Here is an 18,369-nt window from a genome sequence, read left to right on the forward strand (position 1 = left end):
TTAGCCGGATACCGGCTTGGCGCCTGTGACTTCTACCGTTTCACCGGCGATGTACCTGGCCTCGTCGGACGCCAGAAATGCGATGACATCCGCAATGTCTTCAGGCTCGGCGATACGGCCTAATGGCACACTCTTGTTCAGTTCTTGCACGGCCTTATCCGGATCCAGGCCACGACGCTCAAAGCCGCTGCGTATCATTGGGGTATTGATTTCGTGCGGGCACACGGCGTTGACGCGGATGCCCAAAGGGGCGCAATCGCGGCCCAGGTTCTTGGTTAAAGCCGCGACGGCCCCTTTGCTTGTGCAATACGCCACGTGGGCGGGGCCGGGATAAATGCCCCAGACAGATGATGTGTTGACGATTGCGGCGCCCGGGCGATTTTTCAGGTGCGGTATCGCGGCACGGCAAATGAAGAACACCGCATTCAGGTTTACGCCCATGGCGTCGAACCACATGTCGTCAGTGGTTTCCTCAATCGTGCCGCGGGGAATGATGCCCGCATTGTTCAATACGATGTCGATCCCCGAAAAAACATCGATAGCCGTTTGGACAATCGCTTCGCAATATTCTTTTCGGCGTAAATCGCCTGCCACGTAGTGCACTTCGGCGCCCAGATCACGGACTTTTGCGGAAATTGATTTGCAACCGGCTTCATCAAGATCAGACAAAACAAGCTTTGCGCCTTCTCGGGCGAACAATAATGCTAACGCCTGTCCGACACCGCCGGCAGCGCCGGTAATGACCACCACTTTATTATTGAATTTCATAGGGCAACCTGCCTGAAGTTTTTGGCGCAGCCATTATTTGGTTTCAATGGATCGCAGCGTCCAACAACTTTTTTACTGGGCCAAAGGATGACGTGGCGTTATCCAAAAAATCGCGCGCGCAACATCCTCTTGGCATGGCGAACATATGTCTAAAAAATGTACGCCGATGTACATACCGTGTACGCCACAGATTCTGGGGTGTACAGTGACGAGGAATTTTCAAAGAAAGGTCAACCCGAATGTCACAGACAGGAAGGGCGAAAACCAAAGCGCAGGACGCAGGTTGGCGAGGCTCCGTCGATGGTTGGCTGGATGCCGCCTACGATGCTCTTAAAGAGTCGGGTGTGGATGCTGTGCGGGTGATGCCGCTGGCCAAGCGTTTGAATTTGTCTCGTACCAGCTTCTACTGGTTCTATGAAGATCGGGAACAGCTGCTAGCGGCGCTCCTGGCTCGATGGCGGGACAAGAACACCGGCGGTATGGTCAGCCAATGTGAGAGTTATGCAGAAAGTATTTCCGAAGCGATTCTCAACGTCTTCGAGTGCTGGCTGAACCCTGAGCTGTTCGACTCGCAGTTTGAATTTGCCGTGCGCAGTTGGGCGCTGCAATCGGACGAGGTCAAAGCTGAAATCGCTTTAGCCGATGAAGCGCGGATGAATGCCCTGGCCGCGATGTTCCGACGGTTTGGTTACGACGTCGAGGGGGCTGACGTTCGGGCCAGGACGATCTACCTCACACAGATCGGCTACATCTCCATGAAAACCGATGAAGATATTGTCGTGCGATTTCGACGGATTCCTCAGTACGTGAGCGTGTTTACCGGCAAAGTACCGAAGAGGCGCGAGCTGGACCGCTTTTATGGAAAGTTCGGATACGCAGAAAAAGAGCCCGGTGTTTTCGTTCCCTTGGTCGATACATTCGAGGAGTCTCCTGCCGATGGAGAATAGAACCCTGGGCATCATTGGGGGCACCGGCTGGCTCGGGCGCGCAATCGCGCAGGCGCTCCTTGAAAGCGGCTTCATCAAGCCTGACCATTTGTTGATCTCGAACCGCTCCGGCGTCAGTACTTTCGAGCCAGGCGTGAGGCTGCTGGCCGACAACCAGCAGTTGGTGGACCTCAGCGATATTGTCGTGCTGTCCATCCGGCCGGAGCAGTTTCGCGAACTGCTGATCAATGCCCGCGGCAAGCTAGTGATTTCTCTGATGGCCGGAGTTCCGGCGGCAGCCATCAGCGCCGCAACCGGTGCGGATGTAATAGTGCGGGCCATGCCGAATGCGGCCGTGGAAATCAGGCAGTCGTTCACGCCCTGGTACTGTGTCGGAAACCTTGTTGAGAGCGACCGCCAGTGGGTGCAGCGACTGTTCGAGTGCGTAGGTTCGGCGGACGAAGTGCCTGATGAAGACTGTATTGATTATCTCAGTGCATTGTCCGGGACTGGGCCGGCCTTCCCGGCGATGTTGCAAATGGCGCTGACTAATCAGGCGGTGGCTGCAGGAATTCCCCTAGCCATCGCGCAGCGCGCTGCACAAGGCGTGGTGGTGGGGGGCGGCCAGATGCTAGCCAGCCGCGATCCGCGGCAAATGATTGAGTCGTTGATGGCTTACCGTGGCGTGACGGCGGCAGCACTGCAGTCGATGGCCGATCAGAACATCGAGTCCATTGTGGGGGCGGCGGTAAAGGCCGGCGCTGAAGTTGCGCGTCGGGGAATGTAGCCAGGGCAGGGGATAGACAGTGAAGGCCCGCTGAAGGGCCTTCACTGTAGAAAGCGTCAACCGATTGCGATTATTCGGCCTTGAAGCAATAGACAGCCAGTTTGTTGCCATCAAGGTCCCGAGCGTAAGCGGCATAGGCATTTTCAGCCCAGTTACGCGAACCCGGTTGGCCTTCACAGATGCCACCGGCAGCGAGTGCGGTTTCGTGGAATGCATGTACTGCAGCGCGATTCGGCGCTTCGAAGCTCACAGTCACGCCATTGCCAACGTTGGCAGGATTGCCATTGGCGGGTTTTAGCACGAAGAACGACGGTTTATCCACGCCCCAAATGGAGCCGGATTCATCAAGGTCGGCAACACGGTTAAGACCAATTTCTTTGAGAACACCATCATAGAAGGTCCGTGCTTTGGCAAGGTCATTGGTACCGACAGTGACATGGGTAAAAACAGACATTTTGATTTCCTTTGGGTTGTGATGCGGGTGTGAGCGCTGGCCGGTATCACGGCAGTGCCTTGGTCAAAAATGAATGACGGTGCGGATGCTTTGCCCTGCATGCATCAATTCGAAAGCCTTGTTGATGTCTGAAAGGCCAAGGTTGTGAGTGATGAAGGTTTCCAGCGGAATTTCGCCGGTGCGCGCTTTCTCGACGTAGCTGGGAAGCTCCGTGCGGCCCTTGACTCCACCAAACGCGCTGCCACGCCAGACGCGCCCGGTTACCAGTTGGAAAGGGCGGGTACTGATTTCCTGGCCCGCACCGGCAACACCGATAATGATCGATTCACCCCAGCCCTTGTGGCAGCACTCCAGAGCAGCTCGCATCAATTTGACGTTGCCGACACATTCAAACGAATAGTCCACGCCACCGTCGGTGAGCTCGACAATCACGTCCTGGATGGGTTTGTCATAGTCCATGGGGTTTATGAAATCGGTGGCGCCGAGCGATAGGGCGACGTCCCGCTTGGCCGGGTTGATATCAATGGCGATGATTCGCCCGGCGTTGGCCATTTTCGCGCCGATGATGGCTGCCAGCCCGATCCCGCCGAGTCCGAATATCGCAACGCATGCCCCGGCCTCGACCTTGGCAGTGTTGAGTACGGCACCTATGCCTGTGGTCACGCCACAGCCCAGCAGGCACACCTGCTCTAGAGGCGCATCCTTGGGGATTTTGGCCAGGGAGATCTCCGGCAATACCGTGTACTCGGAGAAGGTCGAGCAGCCCATGTAATGGAACACCGACTGGCCCTCAAAGGAGAAGCGCGATGTTCCGTCAGGCATCAAGCCCTTGCCCTGTGTCGCTCTGACTGCCTGGCACAGGTTGGTCTTGCCCGACAGACAGAATTTGCATTGCCGGCACTCGGCCGTGTACAGCGGAATCACATGGTCGCCGACCGACAATGACGTCACGCCTTCGCCGATCGACTCGACAATCCCGCCGCCCTCATGACCCAACACGGCAGGAAAGATCCCCTCGGGATCGTCGCCCGACAGGGTAAAAGCATCCGTGTGGCAGACACCGGTTGCCACGATTCGTACCCGTACTTCGCCAGCCTTGGGTGGTGCGACATCGATGTCCACCAGCTGCAACGGCTGTCCTGGGCCGAAAGCGACTGCCGCCTTCGATTTGATGGTCACTGCTGACATGGTTTCCCTCTTGTTCATGGCGAGCCTCCGTTCCAACAGGAATGGAGGTTCGGATTCAGATTTCTTTCACCAGGCGCAAAGCGTCGTAGATGGCCGCGTGGGTGTTGCGAGCAGACACGGCGTCGCCGATCCGGAACAGCTGAAAGCGTCCTTCGGGATTGGTGACGATGTTCTGTGCCGTGCCGGCTATCAGGTCATGCTGCTCTACCGCGCCGCCATTGGTGGAGAGAGGACGCAGGTCGAAGTACAAGTCGTCCAGGGGAAGGGTGCCGTGGTTGACGACCACCTGATCGACCACGCGCTGCTTGTGAACCTGCCCGTAATCGCTGCCAAAGGTTGCAACGAACCCGTCATCACGTTTTTCCACTGTGTCGACCCGATAGGTGACGGTGAAGGTGACGTCCAGGTCCTGCAGGCTGCGCATGTAGGGCACCAGGTTCATGGCCATGACTTCAGGTGCAAACGAGCGGTCAGGGGTCACGATTTCTACTTTCGCGCCGCTATTGGCGATGACTTCGGCTGCCTGTAGAGCAGCATGATCCCCGGCATCGTCGAAGATCAGTACGTTGCGACCGGGCTTGATGTCACCGGAAATGATGTCCCAGGTTGAAACCACGAGTTCGTTGCCTTTGCGGAGCACCTCGGTATCCGGTAGACCGCCGGTCGCCACGATGACCACGTCAGGCTCGAAGGCTTGCACGGTGTCGGCTTCGGCCCAGGTGTTGAAATGAAACTTCACCCCCAGTCGTTCGCATTGCGCCATGCGCCAATCAATGATGCTGATCATCTCGCGACGACGCTCGCTCAATGCCGTCAGACGAATCTGCCCGCCAGGTTGGTCAGCCGCCTCAAGTACCGTTACATCATGGCCGCGCTCACCGGCGACCCGCGCCGCTTCCAGCCCGGCAGGGCCCGTACCGACCACCAGCACCTTGCGCTTGACCGCGGCTTTGGGAATGTCATGAGGCATAGTGGTTTCCCGCCCCGTCGCTGCGTTGTGGATGCAGTAGGCCGCGCCACCCTGATAGATGCGATCCAGACAATAGTTGGCGCCGACGCACGGGCGAATATCTTCTTCGCGCTTCTCGATGATTTTGCGCACGATGTGCGGATCGGTCATGTGCGCGCGGGTCATGCCCACCATGTCCACTTTGCCCGAGGCGATCGCGTAGCGCGCCGTGGCCACGTCGGGAATCTTCGCCGCGTGGAAGGTCGGGAAGCCTGTTGCCGAACGGATCTCGCCAGCGAAGTCGAGGTGGGGTGAGTTGCGCATACCCTGAATCGGGATGACATCGGTCAGGCCGGCGTCCGTATCGATGTGGCCGCGTACCACGTTCAGGAAATCGACCAGTCCGCTGTCCTTGAGCATGTGGGATATCTGCATGCCCTCGCTGGCATTGAAGCCACCGGGCAGTTCTTCATCACCGGTGTAGCGAACCCCGAGCAGAAAGTCTTCGCCGACCCGTTGGCGGATGCCACGCAGGATGTCGAAGGTAAAGCGCATGCGGTTTTCCAGCGGGCCGCCATAAGGGCCGTCGAGGTCATTGGTCAACGGCGACCAGAACTGGTCCATCAAATGCCCGTAAGCCTGAAGCTCCAGACCATCGAGACCTGCCGCCTTCATGCGCTCCGCCGCGTCTACATAGTCCTTGATGATCCGCTCGATGTCCCATTCTTCCATTTTCTTCGGGAAGGAGCGGTGTGAAGCCTCGCGACGGTGTGACGGCGACACCACCGGCAACCAGTCGGCCTTGTCCCAGCGGGTGCGGCGGCCCAAGTGAGTCAACTGGATCATCACTGCCGCGCCATGTTCGTGGCATTGATCGGTCAGGTCCTTCAACCATCCGACCACTTCATCCTTGTAGGCGAGCACATTGTTGAATACCGGCGGGCTGTCTCGGGAGACGGCTGCGGAACCGGCAGTCATGGTCAGGGCGACACCGGCCTTTGCGCGCTCCACGTGGTAGGCGCGATAGAGATCCTTGGGCATGCCATCCACAGGGTAGGCCGGTTCATGGGAGGTGGTCATGATCCGGTTTCTGAGGGTCAGATTCTTGATTTTATAGGGTTGCAGCAAGGGATCGCTGGACATCGTGGTGCGCTCCAAAGTGGGCTTCATCAGGCTTGGTGACTAGAAATTAGGATAAATGTACACCTGTGTCAATGGTTGGTGACACAGGTGTACATTTTGCTTGCGCAACAAAAAATCCAGGATTAACATCCGTCAAAACAAGGACTGAACTGGCTCATCCACGCCTGTCATCCATTGCATCGATTGATGAGTGCCCGAGGGAATTATGAAAGTGCTCGTAGCGGTAAAACGCGCCATCGACCCGAACGTGAAAGTTCGTGTTAAAGGTGATGGTTCAGGCGTCGACCTGAATGGCGTAAAGATGGCCTTGAACCCTTTCTGCGAAATCGCAGTGGAAGAAGCTATTCGCCTTAAGGAAAAAGGCGTGGTTTGCGAGGTGGTGGTCGTTTCAGTTGGCACTTCTGCTGCGCAAGAACAATTACGTACGGCATTAGCGCTTGGCGCAGATCGAGCACTCCTGGTTGAAACGAACGCGATGCTCGAGCCGCTCAACGTGGCCAAATACCTAAGCCAAGTGATCGATACCGAAAAGCCGCAATTGATCCTTTTTGGTAAACAGGCTATCGACCAGGAGAACAACCAGACCGGGCAGATGGTTGCGCAATTAATAGGTAGTGGTCAGGCCACCTTTGCCTCAGCCATCAGCTATGCCGATGGCCGATGGGTTGTTGAGCGTGAAGTCGATGGTGGCAGCCAGGTTGTGGCCCTTACGGCACCCGCAGTTGTTACCTGTGATCTGCGCCTTAATGAACCGCGCTACGCCTCGTTACCGAACATCATGAAGGCCAAGAAAAAACCGCTCGAGGTGATTGCCGCTGATGGCTTGGGCGCGAGCGTGAGGGAGCACACCCGGCTGCTCAAGGTGACGCCACCTCCAGTGCGAAAAGCAGGTATCAACGTCAGTTCGGTATCTGAACTGGTGGAAAAACTGAGAAACGTGGCGGGGTTAGTTTGATGCGCACATTGGTTATAGCCGAGCACACAGGTAGTCAACTCACGGCAGGCACGTTGAGTGCAATTACTGCTGCTATCGATCTGGGCTTCGAAACGGATTTGCTTGTGATGGGGGGGCCGGAGGCATCAGACGTTGCGGAACAGGCCGCGCTTACCAAGTGCCTGCATCGAGTGCTGCTCGCGCAGGATGAGATGTTCGAGAAGACGCTGGCCGAAAATGTCCAGCCACTGATCACTTCGCTAGTGGGCGACACTTATACCCATGTAATGGCCGATGCGAGCAGCATGGGTCGCAATGTGTTGCCACGGGTAGCGGCCAGCCTGGATGTCGGAATGCTTTCGGACGTCATCAAAATTGTGTCGGCAGACACTTTCGAGCGACCCATTTATGCGGGTAATGCGATCGCCACCGTTCAGTCCATCGATTCAGTCAAGTTGTTGACCCTCCGTGCCTCGGCTTTTGTCCAAGCCTCGTCCCATCAGGATCGCTGCGAAGTCATGGCCGTTAATGGGGGGCGCAGTGCAAGCACTGTCAGCTTTGTAAGCGAACAGCTGACGGTGAGCGAAAGGCCTGACCTGTCGAGCGCTCGTGTCGTCGTTTCCGGTGGTCGCGGGATGCAGAGCAAAGCAAATTTTGCATTGATCGAACGTGTTGCAGACAAGCTCGGTGGCGCCGTAGGCGCATCACGCGCTGCAGTGGACGCAGGTTTTGCCCCCAACGACTTGCAAGTCGGGCAGACGGGGAAAATAGTGGCACCGGATCTCTACATCGCCGCAGGTATCAGTGGCGCCATTCAACACCTGGCGGGTATGAGTGGATCAAAGGTAATCGTCGCGATCAACCAGGACGCTGAGGCGCCGATCGCCCAAGTTGCAGATTACATGTTGGTTGCGGATTTGTTTGAGGCATTACCGGCGCTCGAACAGGCATTGTGAGTGAGTTGATAATGATTCCATGGCAGAACAATGTGCGAATTTTTATATTTGAAAGTTTAATATTAGCTTCGCATTTTTATGAGGGGAGTTGATGCTTCTGCTGTCCTGCCAATAACTATTAATACAGCACGCGGAGATGCACATGATTACGTTATCCAGTAAAACTTGTACCGGCTGGCTTGCAGGTTTGGTTATGATCTCCAGCAGCCTGATAGCTCAAGCCGAGGAGCCCGCGCCTATCCGTATTGGTTGGGTGAATTGGTCGGATACGGAAATCGCTGTAAAGCTGGCAGACACAGCGTTGCGAGATCACCTGAAGCAACCGGTTAAATTGGTTCTGGCCGATATTGGTATTCAGTTCCAGGCGCTGGCTAACGGTAATATCGACCTGATTCCTATGGTTTGGCTGCCAAGCACTCACAAGTCCTTTTATGACAAATACCGCGACAAGCTCGAAGACTTAGGGGTGCTTTATGAGGGGCGGATTGGCATGGCGGTACCCACTTCTATTCCTGTCAGTGAAATCGCCAGTGTCGAAGACCTTAACAAGCCAGAGGTAAGGGAAAAACTCGGCGGCAAGATTTTGACTTCCGAAGTGGGTAATGGTCAGTACAAACTTACGGAAAAGGCCATTAAAGAATATCGTCTTGATGGTTATAAGATGGTCGCTTCTTCAGAGTCTGGAATGTTGAGCGAGTTGGATCGTAATCTGAAACGTGACAAGTGGTCTTTGATTAACGCATGGAGCCCGCACTGGATGTTCTCCAAGTGGTCACTGCGATATTTGGATGATCCGAAGCAGATTTTCGGAGGCTCTGAGCAAATCCACGCGGTCGCACGCAAAGGTTTTAGCGCAGAACACCCCGATGTTGCTCGATTCTTCGCCAACTTCAAAATCCCTAAAGCTGACCTTGAGAAAATGATGGCTACTGCGCGTGATAGCTCGGCAGATAAGGTAGTTGCAGAATACTACTCAGCCAACAAGCCCCGCTTTGCAGCAATGTTTGACGGCACGACTGCTGCAACAACAGCGGGCCAGTGACGACAGACACTGTCTTGTCACTATTTTGCAGTTCGATGCCCTTTGCAGTGAGTGAAGGGTATTGAGTGTTTATCTTTGGATCGGATTTTTATAAATGCCGGACACAGGCCATTGTATTGTCTTGCGGCGTTATATGATGAGTGGTTCTTGAACATTAGTTTGAGAAAAATAAACGAGCAGTAGCATACGGGCACGCTGTTGAATCATGTGACTCAGTGAGATTAAAGAGGGCGTCGCCGTGCTTTCTAAATCTTCTGCCTAATTGACATTCTTGAAAGGAGAACATGCATGACAGAGTTATTTGATATTCGTCTGGCTAGCAAGCAAACAGCTTTTACTGAAATTCCAGTCATAGATATATCGTCGCTCATAAACGGCGAAAATCCACTGGAGGTGGCAAGCCAAATAGGTGACGCATGCGAAAAGGTGGGTTTTTTTTATATAAAAAATCATGGTATTGACCAGCAGTTAATAGATGAGATGTATGCGCTTACCAAAAGCTTTTTCAAGCTTCCTTTTGATGAGAAGAACAAGCTCAATGTCGTAAATTCCGGGCCCACGCTACGTGGTTATATACCGATGTACGCGGAAAACGTCGATCCTGCTAATACCCGCGATTTCAAAGAATGTTTTGATTGCGGAGCTCATTACGATGAGGTCTCTCCATTTTTTGGTCCTAATCAAATGCCGTCGGCACTGCCGCAATTTGAGAAAGTCGCCGAAGATTACCATTCCTCTGTATTGGCACTCGCGCGAATGCTTATTGGTGGGATCGCGCTGAGCTTGGGTCTACCACAAAATTACTTTGAACACCTTCAGCGTAAGCCCATCACGATTCAGCGGATTTTGCGTTACCCGCCGCAGATCGGAAGAATTTCCCAAGAGGAGATTGGTATTGGGGCGCACACGGACTATGGTTTCTTGACGGTCCTATCCCAAGATGCAGTTGGCGGTTTGCAAGTCAGGAACCGTGCAGGGGAGTGGGTTACTGCCCCTCCAGTTGAAGGCACTTTTATCGTCAATATTGGTGATCTGGTTCAAACCCTCACCAACGATCGCTACACCTCGACAATGCATCGCGTCATAAATGCCAGCGGTCTAGAACGCTATTCAATACCTTTCTTTATTGATTTGGATTTCGATGCGGTTGTTGAGCCTGTGCCAACCTGCGTGAGTGAGGCTCTACCCGCGAAGTATGAAGCGTACACGTGTGGCCAACACAAATTTAAGCGTTTCGTTGATAGCTATGCGCATTTGAAAGGCGAATAGGGGGTTTTCAATGTGCATCCTATACATGGCCAATCCCGCTGATGCGCAGAAATGGCGAGATGGCCTGTCAACGCTCGCCCCTCAACTAGAGTTCCGCCAATGGCCTGATATCGGTAACCCGGCAGAGGTGCACTACATCCTGGCTTGGGAGCCTCTTGCCAGCCTTGCGGAGCAGTTTGGGAATCTTCGACTCCTCTACGCTGCCGGGGCTGGAGTTGATCAGTTCGATTTGGCCCGTTTGCCTGCTCACGTGTCGCTCATATGGCTGGTAGATAGCTCGATGGCGGACATCATGGCTGAGTATGTTCTGTTTGGTGTTCTTGCCTTGCATCGAGACATCCTCGCTTACCAAGAGGATCAGCGCAGGGGTCGCTGGCAACCTCGACCAATCGTGCACGCTTCACAGCGGCGTGTTGGTGTCATGGGGGTTGGTAATCTCGGACGCGCCGCGCTTGATCGCCTTCAGCCTGTGTCGAAAAGAGATCACAACCTCTGTTTTCGTTCCGGCGCTTCCTGCGGACGCTGATTCAAACCCCGTTCTTCACGGCTGCAGATACAGGCAAGAGACCATTCGAAAAATTAGCCGCTGGTCGAAAAGCAATACTTCATCCAGGGTGTGGGCTGAGGTGTGGGCTCGACGATTTTTCCAAAAGCCAGAAACGACAAAGCCCTGAATAATCAGGGCTTTGTCGGTACAAATATGGCGGAGGCGATGGGATTCGAACTCATGGACCTGTTACAGTCGACGGTTTTCAAGACCGTTGCCTTAAACCACTCGGCCACACCTCCGTTTGCGTTGCGGGCGCCATAATACCTGAATGAAACACACTGTCAAACTCTCTGCATAGCTTGTTACAGAGCGTCTGTTATGATCTTTGCGACTGAACGTTTCAAACCAACAGGAGTGTCGCCATGCGCGAACAGGATTACGCAGTTAATAACAGCGTGCAGGCTGAGCAGCTAGAGGTTAGCCGCGTCCTGCGCAACACTTACGGCTTACTCGCTCTCACCCTCGCATTCAGCGGCGTGATGGCGTTTGTCGCTCAGCAGATGCGTGTCGGCTACCCGAACGTTTTCGTGGTGCTGATCGGTTTCTATGGCCTTTTCTTCCTTACCAACAAACTCCGTGATTCGGCCTGGGGCCTGGTGTCGGCATTTGCCCTGACCGGTTTCATGGGTTTCCTGCTCGGCCCGATCCTCAACCGTTACCTGGGTATGCAGGGCGGCGCCGAGGTGGTCAGTTCGGCCTTCGCGATGACTGCGCTGGTGTTCGGCGGTCTGTCGGCCTACGTGCTGATTACCCGCAAGGACATGAGTTTCCTGGGCGGTTTCATCACTGCAGGCTTCTTCGTGCTGCTGGGTGCGACGCTGGCGGGCCTGTTCTTTCAGATCAGCGGTCTGCAACTGGCGATCAGCGCAGGTTTCGTGCTGTTCTCCTCGGTCTGTATTCTGTTCCAGACCAGCGCCATCATTCACGGCGGCGAGCGTAACTACATCATGGCGACCATCAGCCTGTATGTATCGATCTACAACCTGTTCATCAGCTTGTTGCAGATCTTCGGCATCATGAGCCGCGATGATTAATCGTCAGCCTTGAGGAAAAAACCCGCTTCGGCGGGTTTTTTCTTGCCTGGGATTTGAGTAAAGGGTCACGCCATCGGTGGCAAACGGCGTTTGACCGGGGTTTTCTTGACGATTGCAGTGTTGGTTTCGGCGTGGGTGTTGAGGCGGTCGAGCAGGGTGTCCAGTTGTTCCATCGAACGCACATGCAGGCGTGCGATGAAACAGTCGTCGCCGGTGACTTTGTCGCACTCGGTAAATTCGGGAATGGCCTGGATCTGTCGTTCCACTTCCTGCAACTGGCCTGGCAGCGGACGAATACGGACGATGGCCTGGAGTTGATAGCCAAAGCATTTGGGGTCGATCTCGACGGTGTAACCCTTGAGCACTCCACGCTCTTCGAGACGACGCAAACGCTCGGCGACGCTGGGCGAAGACAGGCCGCTGATTTGCGCCAGCGCCTTGAGCGAGCGGCGTGAGTCTTCCATCAATGCCGTGATCAGCACTTGGTCGATATCGTCGGTCATGGCGAAACCCCTATTAGGCAATTAACTCAAACCGCCTTGATAAAAAAGGCAGATTCCCAGTTTAGCCTGCTTTTTGCGCTGGAGAAGCCCCTCAGCGGATTGGCATACTTTGGGCTCAAACACAGGAGTCTGATGATGGACAAATCAATACGTCACGGGTCATTTGAAATGACCGCCGCCATGCTGATTTCCGGGACCATCGGCTGGTTCGTGCTGGTGTCCGGGCAACCGGTGTTGGACGTCGTGTTCTGGCGTTGCGTGTTCGGCGCCGGCACGTTGTTGCTGATCTGCGCGGCATTCGGCTTCCTGCGCCCCGGCATTCTGACCCGCACCACGTTCCTGCTGGCTGTGCTCAGCGGCGTGGCTATTGTCGGCAACTGGGTGCTGTTGTTTGCTTCTTACTCCCGCGCCTCGATTGCCATTGGCACAGCGGTTTACAACGTTCAGCCGTTCATGCTGGTGGGGGTGGCCGCGTTGTTCCTCAACGAGAAAATTACTCTGCAGAAACTGTTCTGGCTGGGCATTTCGTTTCTCGGGATGCTGGCGATTGTCAGCGCACATGGCGGGCAGGGCGAGAGTGGTAATGATTACCTGATGGGTATCGCTCTGGCGCTGGGGGCGGCATTTCTTTACGCGATTGCTGCGTTGATCATCAAGCGCCTGACCGGCACACCGCCGCATCTGATCGCGTTGGTCCAGGTCACCACCGGCGTGCTGTTACTCGCGCCATTCGCGCACTTTTCGGCACTGCCGCAAGCGCCGAGTGCATGGACCAGTCTGGTAACCCTGGGCATTGTCCACACCGGCGTGATGTATGTGCTGCTCTACGGCGCGATCCAAAAACTGCCGACGGCACTGACCGGTGCGCTGTCCTTTATCTACCCGATTGCGGCGATTTTCGTTGACTGGTTTGCCTTCGGCCATCGCCTGGAGCCGCTGCAATGGATCGGTGTTGCCGCGATTCTGTTGGCCGCTGCCGGCATGCAACAGGGCTGGACCCTGAAGTTTCGTCGGACAGTGACGACGCAGTAAGCCGTAAAGAAACGTCAGATGTTCCAGCGCGGTGCCGTCTTGGCCAAGCGCTGGCGCATCTCGCCGATGTTGGCGGCTAATTGCCGGACCAATAACCGGTAGCCGTCCAGCGGATTGTAAACCGGCGCGGTCAGGCTTGAATCCGACGGTAATTCGACGGGCCGGTTGAGCCGCTGGGACGCACCGGATTTCAGCGCCCGGGCCATACCGATCAGTTGCACCCGAATCAGCCGATGCTCGGCTTTCAAGGACGATTGCAGATGGGCCATGGCATCGGGGTCACTGGCGTCAGGTCGGGTGTTGCCGAGAATTTCCAGGGTGCTGACACACATCCGCAAGTGGCGCTGAATGGCATCGAGTTCAGTCATGGAAATCCGCACTTCCTTGGACACCGACGGCATCAACGAGCGCAGTTGCACCATCACCGTGTTCAAGCGGCTCACCAGTTTATGGTGTTCGTCATCGGTGACCGATTGGCCATTGATGATGCGTCCGTAGATCGTCGCGCAGTCGCGCAAGGCATCGGCCAGGTTGTAGCGCCAGGAATAAACCGCGTAGAGCGGCAAGGCGAAAGAAAATGCCAGGGCCAGGGCGATGCCGATCAGGATGTCCACTCCACGCCACAGCCCGTCGGTGATCGGATTGTCGCCATGCCCCGCGACGATAAACACGGTAATCGCCGAGAGCAACGCGGTGTAACCGCCCTTGCCGATGGCGTGGTACGAGAAGAATCCGCAAACCACGGCCATCGCGAAATAGGTCAGCCACGGCATCCCGAGCCACGCCTGTTGCGCCACCAGCAGCAAGCCGACGCCGGCACCGATCAAGGTACCGATGGCGCGTTCGGCGGCTTTTTTGCCGATGTTGCCGTGATGCTGCAAGCCGCCGATCACCACCAGCATCGTCACCGACGCCCACTCACCGTGGGGCAGATGGATGCCGGTGGTCAGCAGGATCGTTGCCAGCAACCCCAGCGACACGCGCACCGCGTGGATCACCCTGGCGTGGCGATAGCGCCGATACGGGTCCAGCAACGGACGCAGCAGTCGGCGCAGTAGCAGTGGCAGTCGGCTGTCTCTGAATGTACTCAGGCTCGGTCTCCTCAGAAGATGTAATCGGTGGTCAGGAAACTCGAACTGCGTCCGCTGATGATCTCGCTGATGAGTTCTTTGTTGGTTTCCTGGAACTTGGTCGCCACCAGGGTGCGAATCGAAAACACCCGCAACGCATCATGCACCGACAGCGTGCCTTCGGCGGAGTTCTTGCGGCCGTTGAACGGGAAGGTGTCCGGGCCGCGCTGGCACTGGGCGTTGAGGTTGATCCGGCCGACCTGGTTGGCGAAGGTGTCGACCAGCCGGCCGACCGCCACCGGGTTGGTGCCGAAGATACTCAGCTGCTGGCCGAAGTCCGATTCCAGAACGTAATCGATCACTGTGTCCAGATGCCGGTAAGGCACGATTGGCACGACCGGGCCGAACTGTTCTTCCTGATAGACGCGCATCTGCGGCGTCACCGGGTACAGCACGGCAGGGTAGAAGAATGAAGCGCGGGCTTCACCGCCGTTGGGGTTGACCACGGTGGCGCCTTTGCCGACGGCATCCGCCACCAGCGAGTGCAGGTAATCGACCTTGCTCGCTTCCGGCAACGGCGTCAGCGCCACGCCGCTGTCCCACGGCATGCCGGGTTTCAGGCTGGCGAGTTTGGCGTTGAATTTCTCGATGAAAGAGTCGACCACATCTTCATGGACGAAGAGGATTTTCAGCGCGGTGCAGCGCTGACCATTGAACGATAAGGAACCGGTGAGCGCTTCGCTGACTGCGTTGTCCAGATCCACCTCGGGCAGCACGATGCCGGGGTTTTTCGCGTCCAGACCCAACGCCGCACGCAAGCGGTGCGGTTTTGGATGGAGTTTTTTCAGGTCGCTGGCGGCTTTGTTGGTGCCGATAAACGCGAAGATGTCGATCTTGCCGCTGGCCATCAGCGCGCTGACGGTCTCGCGGCCGCTGCCGTAGATCACGTTGATCACCCCGGCCGGGAAGCTGTCGCGGAACGCTTCCAGCAACGGACGAATCAGCAGTACGCCGAGCTTGGCCGGTTTGAACACCACGGTGTTGCCCATGATCAGTGCCGGGATCAGCGTGGTGAAGGTTTCGTTCAGCGGGTAGTTGTAAGGCCCCATGCACAACGCCACACCCAGCGGGACGCGGCGGATCTGGCCAAGGGTGTCCTGTTCCAGTTCGAAACGGCTGGAGCGACGGTCGAGTTCCTTGAGCGCATTGATGGTGTCGACGATGTAATCGCAGGTGCGGTCGAACTCTTTCTCCGAGTCCTTGAGGTTCTTGCCGATTTCCCACATCAGCAACTTGACCACGGCCTCGCGCTGTTCGCGCATGCGTCCGAGAAAGGTTTCGACGTGCTGGATGCGTTCGGCCACACGCATTGTCGGCCACAGACCCTGGCCCCGGTCATAGGCGCGGACGGCGGCGTCGAGGGCGGTCAATGCGGTGTCGGCATCGAGCAGTGGCGTGCTGCCTAGGATCACTTGTTCATCGCCATTTTCACCCGTCAGGTACACCGGGCTGCGGACTTGGGCGAGGGGCCCGGACCAGGTTTTCAGCTCGCCGTCGACCAGGTATTCACGCTGCTCGGTCTGGCCATCGAGGCGATATTTTTCCGGGATGTCGCTGGCGTCGGGAAACAGGTTGCCAAGGATGTGTGCTGTGGTCATGTCGCTACCCCGTCTGGATTGGGTGATGCAATTGATGAATCGTTTTAGCAGACCTCGGACTCGCTTGTCATGGCTCATCTTAGGATTCTTTTGGCTTGACGTTGCGGATCGTCGTAGCGGCTATAGGGTTACGGGGCTGCGACCTTTTGCCCTGAAAACACACAAGTGCCGATCCTGCGGTTAAACTTCGCGCTCTTTCTGAAGGAGTTCATATGAGTTACTACCAGCCGGGCATTCTCGCCACCCCAGTTCCGCCTCAAGCTCGTCATATGTTCTTCGCACTCGAATCCGCCGCTGCCTTGCCGGCCGCGCTGGAGAATCTTAAAGGCCTGGTGGACGGGAAGTCGGCCGTGGTCGGGTTCGGTGAGTCCCTGGTCAAGGCCCTCAAGGGTCAAATCGAAGGCTTGCGCGCCTTTCCGGCGTTGACCGGTGTCGGCGTCGACAACCCGTCCACCCAGCACGCGCTCTGGTGCTGGTTGCACGGTGTCGACCGTGGCGAATTGCTCAACCGCAGCAATGCCATCGAAGCCGCGCTGGCCCCGGCCCTGCGCCTGGTGCAGATGAACGAAACCTTCCGCCACCTCTCCGGCCACGATCTGACCGGTTACGAAGACGGCACCGAAAACCCTCACGACGAAGCCGCCGTTGCTGCTGCGCTGGTGAGTGACGGCGCTGACGGAATGGTCGGCGGCAGTTTCGCCGCGATCCAGCAGTGGCAGCATGATCTGAAAGGCTTTCACGCGATGCCGTCCCATGAGAAGGACAACATCATGGGCCGTCGTTTGAGCGACAACGAAGAACTCGACGACGCGCCGATCTCCGCTCACGTCAAACGCACCGCCCAGGAAAGCTTCGCCCCCGAGGCTTTTGTGGTGCGCCGCTCCATGCCCTGGATCGAAGGCGATCGCGCCGGCCTGATGTTCCTGGCCTTCGGTTTCTCCCTCGACGCTTTCGAAGCCCAACTGCGCCGCATGAGCGGTCTGGAAGACGGCATCACCGACGGTTTGTACCGCATCAGCCGGCCGATCACCGGCGGCTATTACTGGTGCCCGCCGCTCAAGGACGGTCATCTGGACCTGCGCGCACTGCGCGTCGGCTAAACATCAGGGAGTGACTATGAACGTGGTGCGCTGGGGCATGATCGGGTGTGGCAGCGTCGCTGAACGCAAGAGCGGGCCGGCCTTCTACAAGGCGCCTGGCTCGGCGTTGGTGGCGGTGATGGGCCGGCGTCTGGACGCGGTGACGGATTACGCCGCGCGCCACGGCATCGCTCGGGTCTACACCGACGTGGAAGCGTTGATCAATGATCCCGAGGTCGACGCGGTGTACATCGCCACGCCGCCTGACAGTCATCACGCTTACGCCTTGAGGGTGGCCGCCGCCGGCAAACATTGCTGCGTCGAAAAACCCATGTCGTTGAATGCCGGGCAAAGCCATGAGATGCAAAAGGTCTTTGCCGACGCCGGGCTGCACCTGTTTGTTTCCTACTACCGACGTTCGCTGCCGCGCTTCCGGCAAGTGCGGCAATGGCTGGAGGAAGGGCGGATCGGCGAGGTCCGGCACTTGACCTGGACCCTGACCAAAGCGCCATCTCCGACCGATCTTGGCGGTACAGATAACTGGCGCACCGACCCGGCTATTGCTGGCGGTGGTTATTTCGCCGACCTGGCCAGTCATGGCTTCGACCTGTTCCAGTACCTGCTGGGTGACATCGTCGAAGTCGCCGGGTTTACCGCGCACCAGGCCGGTTTATATGCCGCCGAGGATGCCGTCAGCGCCAGTTGGCGGTTTGCTGGCGGTGCTTTGGGCATGGGCTGCTGGAACTTTGTGGCGGATCGTCGCGAGGACCGGGTCGAACTGATCGGTAGCAAAGGCCGGATCAGCTTTTCCGTATTCGATGAGCATCCGGTTCAGCTTGAAGCCGATGAAACTCTCAGCCTGCACATCGACAATCATGAGCACATCCAGTGGCATCACGTACTGGGTATGAACGCCCATATCCGTGGAGAAGCGCAGCATCCAGCGGTTGCCGAACAGGCGCTGAAAACCGATTGGGTGATGGATCAGATCCTCAAGCGCGGCTAACGCATACTGAATGCCCCACCG

Annotated in this window: 18 protein-coding genes and 1 tRNA gene; 11 read left to right on the forward strand and 8 right to left on the reverse strand. The window is 56.7% G+C overall.

Annotation, left to right across the window (positions count from 1 at the left end; translation table 11 throughout):
* Entirely contained in the window at positions 1 to 768 is a 768-nt protein-coding gene (locus IB252_RS07590; RefSeq protein WP_192407898.1) for an SDR family NAD(P)-dependent oxidoreductase, read from the reverse strand.
* A gap of 239 nt (positions 769 to 1,007) precedes the next feature.
* Between IB252_RS07590 and IB252_RS07595 the strand changes: the two genes are divergently transcribed.
* Both IB252_RS07595 and IB252_RS07600 read left to right on the forward strand, forming a co-directional pair.
* The gene (locus IB252_RS07595; protein ID WP_033061698.1) at positions 1,008 to 1,715 is read left to right on the forward strand and encodes a TetR/AcrR family transcriptional regulator; all 708 of its coding nucleotides are present in this window, start codon (positions 1,008 to 1,010) and stop codon (positions 1,713 to 1,715) included.
* Positions 1,705 to 2,481: a pyrroline-5-carboxylate reductase family protein gene (locus tag IB252_RS07600; protein ID WP_192407900.1), complete on the forward strand. Its 777-nt coding sequence runs from the start codon at positions 1,705 to 1,707 to the stop codon at positions 2,479 to 2,481. The genes IB252_RS07595 and IB252_RS07600 overlap by 11 nt, the downstream gene beginning before the upstream one ends.
* Positions 2,482 to 2,551: 70 nt before the next feature.
* On the opposite strand, the gene IB252_RS07605 is transcribed toward IB252_RS07600, so the two are convergent.
* From IB252_RS07605 to IB252_RS07615, 3 genes are all read right to left on the reverse strand, one after another.
* Positions 2,552 to 2,935: a VOC family protein gene (locus IB252_RS07605; RefSeq protein WP_046046576.1), complete on the reverse strand. Its 384-nt coding sequence runs from the start codon at positions 2,933 to 2,935 to the stop codon at positions 2,552 to 2,554.
* A 63-nt stretch (positions 2,936 to 2,998) separates the two neighbouring features.
* Positions 2,999 to 4,123, reverse strand: a complete 1,125-nt coding sequence (locus tag IB252_RS07610; protein WP_192408563.1) for an S-(hydroxymethyl)glutathione dehydrogenase/class III alcohol dehydrogenase — start codon at positions 4,121 to 4,123, stop codon at positions 2,999 to 3,001.
* Positions 4,124 to 4,178: 55 nt separating this feature from the next.
* A complete protein-coding gene (locus IB252_RS07615; protein ID WP_192407902.1) occupies positions 4,179 to 6,215 on the reverse strand; it encodes an NADH:flavin oxidoreductase in 2,037 nt (678 codons plus the stop codon).
* 205 nt (positions 6,216 to 6,420) lie between these two features.
* On the opposite strand from IB252_RS07615, the gene IB252_RS07620 reads away from it, so the two are divergent.
* The 5 genes from IB252_RS07620 (at position 6,421) to IB252_RS07640 (ending at position 10,942) form a co-directional block, all read left to right on the forward strand.
* Positions 6,421 to 7,170: an electron transfer flavoprotein subunit beta/FixA family protein gene (locus tag IB252_RS07620; RefSeq protein WP_192407904.1), complete on the forward strand. Its 750-nt coding sequence runs from the start codon at positions 6,421 to 6,423 to the stop codon at positions 7,168 to 7,170.
* Entirely contained in the window at positions 7,170 to 8,105 is a 936-nt protein-coding gene (locus tag IB252_RS07625) for an electron transfer flavoprotein subunit alpha/FixB family protein (RefSeq protein ID WP_192407906.1), read from the forward strand. Before IB252_RS07620 ends, IB252_RS07625 begins: the two co-directional genes overlap by 1 nt.
* A gap of 142 nt (positions 8,106 to 8,247) precedes the next feature.
* Positions 8,248 to 9,147 (forward strand): glycine betaine ABC transporter substrate-binding protein, encoded by a 900-nt coding sequence (locus tag IB252_RS07630; protein WP_192407908.1) that lies wholly within the window; start codon positions 8,248 to 8,250, stop codon positions 9,145 to 9,147.
* Between the two features lie 288 nt (positions 9,148 to 9,435).
* Positions 9,436 to 10,416 (forward strand): isopenicillin N synthase family dioxygenase, encoded by a 981-nt coding sequence (locus IB252_RS07635; protein WP_192407910.1) that lies wholly within the window; start codon positions 9,436 to 9,438, stop codon positions 10,414 to 10,416.
* A 25-nt stretch (positions 10,417 to 10,441) separates the two neighbouring features.
* A complete protein-coding gene (locus IB252_RS07640; RefSeq protein WP_225607344.1) occupies positions 10,442 to 10,942 on the forward strand; it encodes an NAD(P)-dependent oxidoreductase in 501 nt (166 codons plus the stop codon).
* Between the two features lie 175 nt (positions 10,943 to 11,117).
* On the opposite strand, the gene IB252_RS07645 is transcribed toward IB252_RS07640, so the two are convergent.
* Positions 11,118 to 11,205, reverse strand: a tRNA-Ser gene (locus tag IB252_RS07645).
* Between the two features lie 123 nt (positions 11,206 to 11,328).
* Between IB252_RS07645 and IB252_RS07650 the strand changes: the two genes are divergently transcribed.
* A complete protein-coding gene (locus IB252_RS07650; RefSeq protein WP_111449859.1) occupies positions 11,329 to 12,000 on the forward strand; it encodes a Bax inhibitor-1/YccA family protein in 672 nt (223 codons plus the stop codon).
* A gap of 65 nt (positions 12,001 to 12,065) precedes the next feature.
* On the opposite strand, the gene IB252_RS07655 is transcribed toward IB252_RS07650, so the two are convergent.
* The gene (locus tag IB252_RS07655; RefSeq protein WP_008155029.1) at positions 12,066 to 12,503 is read right to left on the reverse strand and encodes an Lrp/AsnC family transcriptional regulator; all 438 of its coding nucleotides are present in this window, start codon (positions 12,501 to 12,503) and stop codon (positions 12,066 to 12,068) included.
* A 135-nt stretch (positions 12,504 to 12,638) separates the two neighbouring features.
* Between IB252_RS07655 and IB252_RS07660 the strand changes: the two genes are divergently transcribed.
* Entirely contained in the window at positions 12,639 to 13,535 is an 897-nt protein-coding gene (locus IB252_RS07660; RefSeq protein WP_192407912.1) for a DMT family transporter, read from the forward strand.
* A 14-nt stretch (positions 13,536 to 13,549) separates the two neighbouring features.
* On the opposite strand, the gene IB252_RS07665 is transcribed toward IB252_RS07660, so the two are convergent.
* Positions 13,550 to 14,569, reverse strand: coding sequence for an FUSC family protein (locus IB252_RS07665; RefSeq protein ID WP_192407914.1), 1,020 nt, complete (start codon positions 14,567 to 14,569; stop codon positions 13,550 to 13,552).
* A gap of 68 nt (positions 14,570 to 14,637) precedes the next feature.
* A complete protein-coding gene (locus IB252_RS07670) occupies positions 14,638 to 16,263 on the reverse strand; it encodes an NADP-dependent glyceraldehyde-3-phosphate dehydrogenase (protein WP_192407916.1) in 1,626 nt (541 codons plus the stop codon).
* Between the two features lie 212 nt (positions 16,264 to 16,475).
* On the opposite strand from IB252_RS07670, the gene IB252_RS07675 reads away from it, so the two are divergent.
* Together IB252_RS07675 and IB252_RS07680 are read left to right on the forward strand one after the other, a co-directional pair.
* Positions 16,476 to 17,363: a Dyp-type peroxidase gene (locus IB252_RS07675; RefSeq protein ID WP_111449855.1), complete on the forward strand. Its 888-nt coding sequence runs from the start codon at positions 16,476 to 16,478 to the stop codon at positions 17,361 to 17,363.
* A gap of 16 nt (positions 17,364 to 17,379) precedes the next feature.
* Positions 17,380 to 18,348 carry a Gfo/Idh/MocA family protein gene (locus IB252_RS07680; protein WP_192407918.1) on the forward strand — a complete coding sequence of 323 codons (969 nt, stop codon included), beginning with the start codon at positions 17,380 to 17,382 and terminating at the stop codon, positions 18,346 to 18,348.
* Positions 18,349 to 18,369: the final 21 nt, after the last annotated feature.

The organism is Pseudomonas sp. PDM10 (assembly GCF_014852295.1).
Lineage (GTDB): Bacteria > Pseudomonadota > Gammaproteobacteria > Pseudomonadales > Pseudomonadaceae > Aquipseudomonas.